Genomic DNA, 12641 nt, shown 5'->3' with positions numbered 1-12641 from the left:
CTTTTCTAAAAAACTGAATGTGGTTCACTATTAAAATATTGAGCAATTCTTGTTTTAAATTCACAGGCCACTTTTTCAGGCAAATAAATTTTACGCACCTGTTGCTCTGAATAAAAAGAGGGTATCAAGCTGAGTGTAATATGCCTTTCAAAGTCTTTCCATCCTAGCAAACTCTTTAACCTAGTTAATGTCAAAGCTGGCTGTATTTTATAATTCGTATATAAATTCATCATAATCTCAGTAATATCATCATTTTCTCTTATTTCATCGATAATTACCTCAAAACAACGTAATTGTATTCTTAGCCATTCAGCATACCATGCCATAAAGCTATCAGCTCTTTTTATAAAAAATGAATTTTCTTCAAACTCATATATCATTCCTTTATGCATTCCATTCGTAATAATACAATATTCACTAATATAGCTTCCCCAGCCAATGCGCATAAAGCTCCTCACATTAGCATCAAGCCATTCACCATATTCTGGTGTTAAATCCATAGAATACAACTCAAAATCATCTAAAGTCGTGATACCTGTATCAGGTCCACAACACCCCATACCCAACTGCAATAAGAAACTCCTAAACTGAGTTGGAATTTGAATATTTAGTTGCTCTTCTAATTGAAACAACTTTTCTTCATCAACTGAATTAATAATATATTGGTTCAGACTAGCACCATCTACAACAAAACATTGGTCAAACTGTTTAAGTTTTTTTATTTTTTGAGCCACTTCAGACCACATTTTTATTTTCCTATAAAACAATCAACTTTAAAAAAAGTGTACATAACCCACACCGATTTTATTCCAGTCTTTATGATCCTGCTGTTCAAAATCCCAGTTTAAACGTAAAGCATGATTTGTATTCAAACTATATTGAAGTTGCATACCGACTCTTAAATTCCACTGACTCCGATCTTGCCAATACGGTAACTCAATCTGTACCACGCTGTTAATATTGTCTGTCCACAGATTCATACATCCTACCGTTGGCCCTACTCCAACACGCCAGCCTTTATCTAAATTTTTGCCACCTTGAATATGACTTTGCAATTGGGCATAACACAAATTTCGACGATCATAATCTGCCACGCTATAGCCAACTTGCATATTTAGATTCATCACACCATGTTGCTGATCCTCACTAAACTGCCCTTTCTCAACTGACTCCTGTTTCCAACCTAAATTAAAACCCCAAGTGAGTGGTGATTTAAATGGTTGAATCGGGTTATAGGAATTTACCGACAGTAGATCTAAATGTTCTAACTTAAGCTTGTCGTCGCGGTATTGCAGACTGCCATCTAAAAACAAAAGTTGTGTGCCTGCACGATAGCCACCTTGTGGATCAATTAAATCGTGATAAGCCTGACGATGCCCAAGTTCAATAAACTTCTGTCCTTGTACTTCACCCACATTTACCGACAAGTTACGGGCATGGTGCCCTTCTACAGGCTGCTTTTTCGGACGTATCGGTTCTTGACGTTGTTTATCAATCTCGATTTGACTACGCTGAGCAAGTAACTGACGTAATTGAGGTTGGGCAAAATCCGCATCTACCTTATGGCTAATATATTGTAGATATAAATCGTCATAAGCCATTTCTAAAATCTTGGCCTGATCTTGTGGCTGATATGCTTTTAAAATGGGTTGAGTCTGATCTGTCTCGGTAAAAGCAACCTGATGAGCGACTTTGGCTAAAGCTGTGCCATGCTGCTTGGCTTGAGCAAGTAATTGGGTTTCCAAAGCTGGTCGATACACGACTTCTTTTACTAAATTTTGTTGATCGACAGCCTTCAAGGTTTCAATTGGAATGGCAGCATAGTTAAACTGCTGTTTTAAGTTTAAATTTGGACGTACTAAATCAATTAAGCCAAGTAAACGGTAGGCACAGTTATCGCTAACAAAATAATAAGGGAAACTCACATGCTGCATTTCCCAAATATGCTCAACTAGAAACCGAGTTTCCTCTGGGGTTAAATTCAGCTCATACTCCCACAGGTCACGACTTTCAAAATCACCGTATTCTTTTACTTTACGATAATACGGCATTAAAGAATATTCACCTGGATATTGCCCTGTTAAACCTTTCCATGCATAAGACCAGTTATCATCACCTTTCACTGTGGCAGCATAGTTCACTGCATAGGACACTAGATTGAGTTGCTTCTGATCCTTTGGATCTAAACGCAATAGCGTATGTCCAAACATCGAACTTGGATTACCCATAAAATCTGTTGCATAAATCAAAGTCGCTTTATACGGTTTGATTTGATTGATCCAGTCCTCAAATTCCGTACAATTTACTTTTGGCAGCTGTTGATCACTAAGGTTGAGCTGTTGCATCAACCAGCGGCTACGCGCGGGAAATTTACAACGGATGGATTGGTTATCTGGAGCTTCTACAAATAAGGCTTTAATGTCAGCTTGTAATTCATTCTTTAAATTTGTTTTACCATCTTTTGCGTAAAAATAACCCGCATAAGTAACTTCACTATTTTGTTTTTGGTCGGCATACATCAAGCGCTGCCATGTGATGTGCTGATCTAATTGTTTTTGTTTCGCGATGTCCAAATAAGTTTGAAAATCTGATTCAACCATCGCGTGGGCAAAGAGAGGTGGTCCCACATGTTTGAACAACTAAAAGCTTATTTATAAGTGATACTCTGCTCTAGTTAAGCTACCTTATTTTGTTGTGGTAGCTGGTCATAGTAAAACTCATCTGGAGTCATTTTGTCCAGACTCGAATGAGGTCGTTTCAAATTATAAAATTCAAAATATGCGTTTAATTGCTTCTTCGCATCCAAAACATTGCTGTAGGCTTTGAGATACACCTCTTCATATTTAACGCTCCGCCATAATCGTTCAACCATCACATTATCAACCCATCGACCTTTACCATCCATGCTGATTTGGATGTCATTTGATTTCAATACATCAATAAATGCATCACTGGTAAACTGACTGCCTTGGTCTGTATTAAATATTTCAGGTCGACCATATTTTTCAATAGCTTCATTTAATGTTTCTATGCAAAATGTAACCTCCATACTAATCGATACTCTATGCGCAAGTACCTTGCGGCTATGCCAATCAATCACAGCACATAAATAAACAAAGCCTTTTGCCATAGGGATATACGTTATATCCGTAGACCACACTTGATTACTGCGCTGAATAGCCAATCCTTTGAGCAGATATGGATATTTGCGGTGAGCTTGATTAGCCTGGCTTAAATTTGGTTTGCAATATAACGCATTAATGCCCATTTTCTTCATTAAAGTACGTGTATGACGTCGTCCTATATGATGTCCTTGACGATTCAACAAATCACGCATCATACGGCTACCTGCAAAAGGGTATTGCATATGTAACTCATCCATACACCGCATCAGCTTCAGATCTGATGCACTCACAGGTTTTGGGCGATAGTAATAACAACCACGGGAGACTTTCAGCAGCTGAGCTTGCTTAGATACTGAAATCTGAAGTGAGTCATCGATTAACTTTTGTGGTTGAAGCGGCCCAGTTTCTTCAACACACCTTCTAAAAAATCAATTTCTAATGCCTGCTCACCGATTTTTGCATGTAGTTTTTTTAGATCGATGGGTGGTTCTGTTGGAGCTTTTGATTGATCGAAAGCTTGCGAGGAAGCTGAAATCAGTTGATTTTTCCAGTCGATAATTTGGTTTTGATGAACATCAAATTCAGCACTCAATTCAGCAAGTGTTTTTTCTGCTTTAATCGCAGCAAGTGCTACCTTAGCTTTAAAATCATTTGAATGATTTCTTCTTGGTCTACGTGCCATAAAATACTCCATATATTGATGTTTATAACATCATTTGGGGAGCAAAATATCACTTATAAGTGTTGTTCAAATTTCCTGATCCACCTCTAAGTGACACATCAAAGACGCAAGTACAAAAGTAGCTAATTTCATTCAATCGCAATTTTTAAGAATAATGATCGTAGGTATAAGAAAACCCTGTCATCAAGACAGGGTTTTAACATGTAGCAAATTAAACGTATGCTTTAAGCACTGCATCTTTTGCCATCACACTTTGTAAAGCGTCTAGCACTTGAAGCGAGTTTGCATTTTTACTTGAATAAATTTCAGCAAAATTTGCTTTAGACACAGCAAAGAAACGTGCTTTGTCATTGGCTTTAATTTGCATTAATTCAGCAAGTACATTTAAGCTTTCGCCTTGGCCAACGGCCATATCACGCGCTAAAGATTCAGCATTTTCATTGGTAAAAGTCACCACTTGAGCTGTGACAGTACCACCTTGACGGCATCCTAAAGTACCAAAAGTAATACCTAATAATTGGTTGGTAAAAATACCATTGGTTGTCGCAGCAAGAATTTTAGGTGCAACACCTTTTTTACCTGCCCAAATTTGTGTACCAGCACCACAACCGACATCATTATCAGCCATTGCAACTGTTGAACCAGCGGTCAATAGAGCAGCTAATGCAATTTTTTTTAACATAGGAACGATCTCCAGTATCAATTATTCTTCAGTATTTGTTATCACTATTGTGTTGTGTAATTCTTCCTACACAAAAGTTAAAATAGCGAGCTTAGCGCGCTTTAGCAAATAAATTTTGAAATATATCTGAAATATTCATAACAAAAGGAAATTAGATGCTCATTTTAAACGATTTTCGAATGGCCTAATTTAACCGCCAAGCCCCATTTTTATCTCGCGTCCCCAAGATTTTTAATACCAACACTAAGCTCAGCAATAATAATAAATACCATGAACCTAATTTACCCCACCCCACCATATGCCATGCATCGACTTGACTTGGGTACAACCAAATTTTATAGAAGGTACTGATGTTCTCTGCAATCCAGATCAAGAAGGCAAGCAACAATAAAATCGGCAACATCGGCACCCTAAAACGATGCTGTTGCAATTGAAAATAAAGTTTTGTTTTCCAGAAAATCAAAATACTCCAAATAAATAATGCAACACGAATATCAGGAATAAAAAACTTGGTCATAAAGTTGAGATAAGACAACACTGCCAAACACAGCATATTGCCAAAATTCGGCAAATTCTCGAATGAAACGTTATAGAGCCGCAATGAGCGAGCAAAAAAACTCCCCACTGCTGAATACATAAACCCCGCAAACAATGGCACAGTAAGTAATTTCAATACCGCTGGTTGTGGGTACTGCCATGAGGCAATCGCTGGATGGGTCAAAAATATTTCCATTCCCATCGCCATGATATGGAATAAAGCAATGACTTTTGCTTCTGCCCATGACTCGAGCTTTAAATAGATCAGACAGACTTGAATGATCAAGGCATAAAACAGCAAATAGTCATAACGAAAGAAGCCCCAATATTCATGACTTCCCATCGGTGCGGTGACTGCAAATGCAATCAAAAGCAACAATCCAAATAAGGCAGCCGAAGCTGCCTTAAAGATAAAGTTGAGCGGTAATACAATCAACGGCACAAAACTGATCCTAGCGTGTTTATCTTGAAATGCTTAAAAATATCAACCTAAATATTTAGCACTGTATTCATGTACAGTATCTACAAAAATCTTAGGTTGTGCTGGATCGACCCATTGGGTAATACCATGACCTAAGTTTGCGATATAGCCTGTTTTTTCACCATTGGCATAAGCATCATCAATCATGGCTTTCACTGATTTTTCAATTGAAGCGGCTGAACCATAAAGCACAGCTGGATCTAAATTACCTTGTAATGCAGCTCGTCCTGCAACCACATCACGTGCAGTATAAAGCGGTGTGGTCCAATCTAAACCAAACGCATCAGCCCCTGTGGTGAGCATCGTTTCCAACCACTGACCACCACCTTTGGTAAACACAATAATCGGAATACGTTGACCATCTTTTTCACGTTGAAGACCTGCAATAATTTTGGTCATGTAGTTCAATGAAAATTCAACATATTCTCTATGCGCGAGCGCACCGCCCCAGCTATCAAAAATCTGAATCGCTTGTGCACCTGCATCAATTTGCGCATTCAAATAATCAATCACTGAATCAGCTAAATGATCTAGCAAAGCATGTAACACTTCTGGCTGTGCGTACATCATATTTTTAATGAAGCGAAACTCTTTACTTGATCCACCTTCAACCATATAAGTTGCTAAAGTCCACGGACTGCCAGAGAAACCAATCAAAGGAACTTGGCCATTTAAAGCAGAACGAATGGTCGAAACAGCATTCATGACATAAGCCAGATCAGATTTGGCATTGAGTTTTGGCAAGTTTGCCACATCTTGTTCAGTACGTACTGTTTTATGAAACTTCGGCCCTTCACCTGTTTCAAAATACAGACCTAAACCTAGAGCATCAGGTACCGTTAAAATATCTGAAAATAAAATTGCAGCATCCAGTTCATAACGGCGTAATGGCTGCAAGGTCACTTCACAAGCAAAGTCAGTATTTTTACATAGAGATAAGAAATCCCCTGCCTGCGCACGAGTTTCACGATATTCTGGTAAATAACGTCCTGCTTGACGCATCATCCATACAGGTGTGGTGTCTACAGGTTCACGTAATAAAGCTCGTAAAAAACGATCATTTTTCAACGTTGTCATTACCCATCTCTAAATTGTTTCATATAGCGCGCATCATAACAAAGTTAGCTTGGAATTTATAATTTCAATCGTACTCAAATTTATGAGCTGAAATAAATTTCGCTTTTACACAAAACTGCTACTGCAAGCTGCATTATTTTCTGTAATACTTGCAATATCTTATATCTCAATATGAATAATTCTTAAGGTTGAATTACATGTTTGTTCGCTCATTACTCGCTATGAGTTTAAGTTGTATTCTTGCTAATGTTGCTTTTGCTGCGCCAACAACTGAGCAACCATTAAATCCAAAACAAATTACAGGTTCGGTCCAAGATCCGATTGATCCCTTAGCCATTGACCGTTCGGCATCAAGTGTTGTTGCTGATCCTGCGTCAAGTGTTGCAGCTCCAGCGGTATCTGAACCTCAAGTCAATACGGGTGCGGCATCAGTCGTATCGCAAAAATTAGAAAATACACCGGATACCACCACGGCAACAACCGCTGCTCCAGCTGCTAAAATTTCATGGACTTTAGACAGCATGAATAATGCTGAATATCCTGAAGCTTTGCCAAAAGGACAACTTCCTGCCTACGCACGCGCACATGTCATGTTGAACAATGCACATGCATCACCAGGTGCGATTGATGGTTCAAACGGTAAAAATACACTAAAAGCGATTGCATCATTCCAGCAAATGAATGGTTTAACACCAACAGGTCAGTTAACCAAGGAAACTTGGGATGCATTGGTTGCTAAGCAGACTAAGCCAGCTTATGTTGAGTACACCATTACCGACGCAGACTTAAAAGGTCCATATGCTGACTCAATCCCTTCTGATTATGCACTACAAGCAAAAATGAAAGGTTTGTATTACACCCGCGTAACAGAGATGTTAGGTGAAAAATTCCATATGGATGAGAATTTCTTAAAGAAACTGAATCCAACTGCAACATTTAAAAAAGCGGGTGAAAAAATTATTGTGGCCAATGTCCGCAATGACTTACCTGAAGATATTCATTTGATCGTTGCACACAAAGGCGCAAGACAGCTTTATTTGTTCAATAGCCGTAATCAAATGATTGCATCATTTCCTGCAACAATTGGCAGTACTGATACGCCTTCTCCAGCAGGTACCTATAAAGTAGTCGGTGTTGCCAAAAACCCTTGGTATAGTTATTCACCATCTAACTTTGTGCAAGGTAAAAACCTTAAACCACTTTCTCTACCACCTGGTCCAAATGCACCAGTCGGTAATATTTGGATTGGTTTAAGCAAAAAATCATTTGGTATTCATGGTACACCAAACCCATCTTTAATCTCTAAGACTGCATCACACGGCTGTATCCGTTTAACCAACTGGGATGCCAATGACTTAGGTGCTAAAGTACGTTCAGGTGTTACTGTAAAATTCTTAGAATAATCTAGGCATTTTCTACAAAAACCGAATATCAGTGCTTGATATTCGGTTTTTTATTTCAAAATACTTTCTTCTATATTCGGTAAGGGCTGATAATAAATCTGATTGCGCCCAAGTTGTTTTGCTCGATACAAAGCTTTATCTGCTGTATGAATCAACATCTCTTGACTAATTTTCGGATTGCCGTTAAATACCGTAATCCCCAAACTAATAGTTACATGATTAGATACCAATGATTTATCATGTGGAATCATTAAGCGGTCAATGGCACGATAGATATTGGTCGCAACTGCATAAGCACCTTGTGCAGAGGTCTCAGGCAACAGTACAACAAACTCCTCCCCTCCATAACGAGCAATAAAATCCATATGTCGAATCGAGCTTTTAATGGTTTTCGCAATAGCTGAGATCACCTGATCCCCCATTTGATGCCCATAAAAATCATTGTAGTTTTTAAAATAATCAATATCGATAAATAAGACCGAAAGCGATTTGCGCTCTTTACAGGCTAAATCATAGTAATAGGTACACATCTCTTCAAAGGTACGTCGATTTGACACATCGGTCAGTTCGTCATGCTGACTCAGATGTAATAACTCAGATGCTTGTATCCGTAAAATCTGCTCATCAATTTCTGAAATTTTGGACTTTATAAATATTTTTCTTTCTTTTGAAGTCAACATCACACTAATCGAAAAACCCAGCAGTAAGCTTCCTATTAGTGTGCGCCCAATCATGAGAAAATCACTAGGGTTATCAAACCAATATAAAAGAAACAAAATCGAAATTGCGGCAAAGGTACCAATCCATAACATATGTAGTGGTCGAATGCCACTCAGGATAAAACCCAACATATACAGAAATGCAATGAGGACCATGGCCTGATTTTGCAGTACCAGATTTGAAACACTCATCATCAAAAATGAGGTGAATACAATGGTCAGGAACACTATCAGGCAAGCGGCAGGGTAAAATAAAGGATTGAGTTTTTTAAAGCGTGAAAAAGCCCAGAATAAGAACAGTGCAATCCCCACAACAATTAAGCTGAGAATACTGTAGATAAAATCGAGGGCAAAATATGTACTGCCACGAATCACGAGAAAATTAGATGGCAGGATCAACAGCACAAATATAGTATAGGTAATCACCCCCTGACCAAAGAACTGAATCGCATTGAGACGTGTTCTGTCTACATTAAATTTCCAGAATTCATTTTCTAATTTTTGCGGTAAAGTTTGATGGGTATTCTTAGATTTAGAATGTTGGGCAACAAGCTGCTCGAGGTCTTCTTTCGACCTCCGCAATTGATCAAGATCATAGCCGTTGTCCATCCCAGATACTCTTTTTATGCTGCACTATTTTTGTGCCGCATAAAAAATAACATAAATTATCATTTTGTCATGCGCTTTGCTTAACCACTTATCCGTAATTCTAGTTACCATTTTCACACTTTATGCATTATTATTTGTATTATTTTTAAGTTTGAAGTAGACCTTGAATACTCTTACACTTTTGCAACCTGATGATTGGCACGCACACCTGCGTGATGGTTTAGCTTTAAAACGTACTGTTCCTGATTTAGCCAAACAATTTGCCCGCGCAATTTGTATGCCCAATCTTGTCCCACCCGTTAAAACGGTAGAAGAAGCTTTAGCTTATCGCGAGCGTATTCTTGCCCATGTGCCTGAAGGCTTAAATTTTGATCCGCGCATGGTACTTTATTTTACCGATTACACTTCTCCTGACGAAGTGCGTAAAATTAAAGAGTCTGAATTCGTCAATGCGATCAAACTTTATCCTGCGGGTGCGACCACCAACTCGGATAATGGTGTTAGTGATATTCGCAAAGTGTATGCCGTGATTGAACAACTGGAAGAACATCAGGTTCCATTGTTACTGCATGGGGAAGTGACGCATAATCACGTCGATATTTTTGATCGTGAAAAAAGATTTTTAGATGAAGTGCTATCGCCTTTACTCAAACAGTTCCCAAAATTAAAAGTCGTGTTAGAACACATTACAACAAGTGATGCGGCGAATTTTGTACTCGAACAAGATCGTAATGTTGCAGCAACCATTACTCCGCAACATCTATTATTTAACCGTAACGACATGTTGGTTGGCGGCGTAAAACCGCATTTCTATTGCTTACCGATTTTAAAGCGTCAAACCCATCAAACAACATTGTTGGAAGTCGCAACCAGTGGTAATCCGAAATTTTTCTTAGGTACTGACAGTGCACCCCATTCACAAGATGCCAAAGAAAATGCCTGTGGATGTGCGGGTTGTTATAGCGCACCAAATGCCATTGAGCTGTATGCACAAGCCTTTGATCAAGTCGGAAAGCTAGAACGCTTAGAAGGCTTCGCAAGCTTATTCGGTGCTGACTTCTATGGTTTGCCACGTAATACCTCAACCATTACCTTAGTCAAAGAAGATATTACTATCGCAGAATCTTTAGACTATCTCGATGACCAAAAAATTATCCCACTTCATGCAGGCAAAACCTTGCATTGGAGAAAAGTGTGACCCAAGAAGAAAATAAAGCCCCTGTCATCGGACAGCGTTTTCGTGGATTCTTACCTGTTGTTGTCGATGTGGAAACAGCAGGTTTTAATTCGCAAACCGATGCCCTACTCGAAATTGCGTGTATTCCGATCATCTATGATGAACACGGGCAATTTATACCTGGCCCTTCATTCCAAGCACATATCAACCCTTTTGAAGGCGCGAATCTTGACCGCCGTTCATTAGATTTTATTGGTATTGATCCTTTCAATCCAATGCGTGTTGCAATGGCTGAAGATGAGCGCACTGCCTTGCGTCGTATTTTCAAATCATTGACTGAAGTTCGTAAAGCTCAGCATTGTACTCATGCTGTATTGGTTGGTCACAATGCACACTTTGATTTAGGTTTCTTACAAGCAGCAATTGCACGTACCGGAACAAAAAATCAAAATCCATTTCACAGTTTTTCGGTATTTGATACCGTGACACTCAGTGCGGTCATGTTTGGCCAAACCGTGTTGGCACGTGCTTGTATTCAGGCGGGAATCGAGTTTGATGGTAAAGAAGCACACTCTGCTTTATACGATACTCAGAAGACTGCTGAACTGTTTTGCTATATTTTGAACAAACTGTCTCCACACCTTCTTGACAGTTTGGTGACAGAACCCTAATATACACCCACCTCAAGAAGTCCCTATCGTCTAGAGGCCTAGGACATCGCCCTTTCACGGCGGTAACCGGGGTTCGAATCCCCGTAGGGACGCCAAATTTGAAAAAGCCACTGCATCTTAAGACAGTGGCTTTTTTATTTGCTTAGAATAATAAAAAGGGCTCCGAAGAGCCCTAAAATATATTATGCAGACTTACGTGAATTGACCCGACCTTTTACAACCGCTTTGATATTCCCTTTCGCATAATTTAAGAATACCAACAATGGTGATAATTTTGGATTCGGCTTTTTACCTTGTCCAATGGCTTTAAACTGCGCTGCATACCAAATGATTTCCATAATTGCCATTTTATCGACAAATGGAATTCCTGTTTTAATTTGATTGACTGCATAACGGACATCATGCCCTGCAATTAAACGATCTGTTAAATCAACTTCAACCGCCAATGGACGTGCAATACCAATAAAATCACATGCACCACTTTCCAGTGCAGCATTCATTCCTTCTACAGTACGGAAACCACCTGTTACCATCAATTTACAGGCAACATGTTGGCGAATTTTTTCTGCAAATTCCAAGAAATAAGCTTCACGCGCAATGGTACTGGCTTTACGTTTTTCTGCCTTAGCACCTGCCATTGCAGGGGCTTCATAGGTTCCCCCAGAAATTTCAATAATATCGATTCCCGCAGCATCAATCGCTTTGAAAACGGTAATGACATCTTCTTCTGTGATCCCACCACGTTGGAAATCTGCTGAGTTCAGTTTGACCGAAATGATAAAGTTTTCAGAAGTTGCATCGCGTACCGCCTGATAAGCATCAATCAAGAAACGCATACGATTCTCAATCGAACCACCCCATTGATCCGTGCGCTTATTGGTCAAAGGTGATAGAAACTGGCTAATCAGATAACCGTGTGCGCCATGCAACTGTACACCTTCAAAACCTGCCTTCTCACATACTGCTGCAGCTGTCGCAAAACGCTGGATAATATCTAAAATTTCTTCATGTTTAAGCTCGCGTGGCGTACCGAACATTGCTGCAAGCATTGGGCTAAAAGGCACAGCTGAAGGTGCAACCGTTTCCTTATTTAGACCTTTTGGACATTGGCGACCAGGATGTGACAACTGAATCAATTGCACCATGCCATGTTTTTTCCCCACAGCAGCCCATTGCTTGAGTTTTTCCAGATCACGCTCGGTTTCAATTGCAACCACACCCGGTTCATTTTTAGCGCCTACATTCACCATTACGTTTCCCGTAATGGCACAGCCCAAACTACCTTTTGCCCACGCTTCGTATAAACCAATCAATAGATCATTGGGTTGTCCTGCATCATTCGCGAGTGCTTCGCTCATTGCCCCTTTGATAATACGGTTTTTAAATGTGGTGTTGCGAATCTGGATACTGTCTGCAATCTGACTCATGGTCATCCTCTGCTACAATTAGAGTATTTGCTCTAATTTAATCTGATTATT

At 39.4% G+C, this 12641-nt stretch carries 11 protein-coding genes and 1 tRNA gene; 4 read left to right on the top strand and 8 right to left on the bottom strand.

Going from position 1 to position 12641, the window contains the following annotated elements; translation table 11 throughout:
- Positions 1-5 precede the first annotated feature (5 nt).
- The 6 genes from F885_RS15040 to hemE form a co-directional block, all read right to left on the bottom strand.
- Positions 6-746: an SMI1/KNR4 family protein gene (locus tag F885_RS15040; protein WP_005202399.1), complete on the bottom strand. Its 741-nt coding sequence runs from the start codon at positions 744-746 to the stop codon at positions 6-8.
- Positions 747-773: 27 nt separating this feature from the next.
- A complete protein-coding gene (locus F885_RS15045) occupies positions 774-2600 on the bottom strand; it encodes an Lnb N-terminal periplasmic domain-containing protein (RefSeq protein WP_005314252.1) in 1827 nt (608 codons plus the stop codon).
- A gap of 74 nt (positions 2601-2674) precedes the next feature.
- A protein-coding gene (locus F885_RS20570; RefSeq protein ID WP_085944219.1) for an IS3 family transposase occupies positions 2675-3819 on the bottom strand; the annotation gives its coding sequence in 2 pieces (ribosomal slippage) (positions 2675-3555 and positions 3555-3819; 1146 coding nt in all).
- 199 nt (positions 3820-4018) lie between these two features.
- Positions 4019-4489 carry a DUF3015 family protein gene (locus F885_RS15060; protein ID WP_005202397.1) on the bottom strand — a complete coding sequence of 157 codons (471 nt, stop codon included), beginning with the start codon at positions 4487-4489 and terminating at the stop codon, positions 4019-4021.
- A gap of 184 nt (positions 4490-4673) precedes the next feature.
- Positions 4674-5468: a DUF817 family protein gene (locus F885_RS15065; RefSeq protein ID WP_005202396.1), complete on the bottom strand. Its 795-nt coding sequence runs from the start codon at positions 5466-5468 to the stop codon at positions 4674-4676.
- A 42-nt stretch (positions 5469-5510) separates the two neighbouring features.
- A complete protein-coding gene (gene hemE, locus F885_RS15070) occupies positions 5511-6584 on the bottom strand; it encodes a uroporphyrinogen decarboxylase (RefSeq protein WP_005202395.1) in 1074 nt (357 codons plus the stop codon).
- A gap of 197 nt (positions 6585-6781) precedes the next feature.
- Here hemE and F885_RS15075 point away from each other — a divergent pair, with 197 nt between their 5' ends.
- A complete protein-coding gene (locus F885_RS15075; RefSeq protein ID WP_004808556.1) occupies positions 6782-7987 on the top strand; it encodes a L,D-transpeptidase family protein in 1206 nt (401 codons plus the stop codon).
- Positions 7988-8037: 50 nt separating this feature from the next.
- On the opposite strand, the gene F885_RS15080 is transcribed toward F885_RS15075, so the two are convergent.
- Entirely contained in the window at positions 8038-9315 is a 1278-nt protein-coding gene (locus F885_RS15080) for a diguanylate cyclase (RefSeq protein ID WP_005202394.1), read from the bottom strand.
- A gap of 163 nt (positions 9316-9478) precedes the next feature.
- On the opposite strand from F885_RS15080, the gene pyrC reads away from it, so the two are divergent.
- From pyrC to F885_RS15095, 3 genes are all read left to right on the top strand, one after another.
- Positions 9479-10513: a dihydroorotase gene (gene pyrC, locus F885_RS15085; RefSeq protein WP_005202392.1), complete on the top strand. Its 1035-nt coding sequence runs from the start codon at positions 9479-9481 to the stop codon at positions 10511-10513.
- Entirely contained in the window at positions 10498-11163 is a 666-nt protein-coding gene (rnt, locus tag F885_RS15090; protein WP_026057574.1) for a ribonuclease T, read from the top strand. The genes pyrC and rnt overlap by 16 nt, the downstream gene beginning before the upstream one ends.
- A gap of 19 nt (positions 11164-11182) precedes the next feature.
- Positions 11183-11258: transfer RNA gene (locus F885_RS15095), tRNA-Glu, on the top strand.
- An 87-nt stretch (positions 11259-11345) separates the two neighbouring features.
- On the opposite strand, the gene F885_RS15100 is transcribed toward F885_RS15095, so the two are convergent.
- Entirely contained in the window at positions 11346-12590 is a 1245-nt protein-coding gene (locus F885_RS15100; protein ID WP_005202390.1) for an NADH:flavin oxidoreductase/NADH oxidase family protein, read from the bottom strand.
- Positions 12591-12641 lie beyond the last annotated feature (51 nt).

The sequence above is a fragment of the Acinetobacter higginsii genome (assembly GCF_000369845.1).
Classification (GTDB): Bacteria; Pseudomonadota; Gammaproteobacteria; order Pseudomonadales; family Moraxellaceae; genus Acinetobacter; species Acinetobacter higginsii.
The sequence above is the reverse complement of the archived record's forward strand: the minus strand, read 5'-3'. Positions and strand labels throughout refer to the sequence as shown.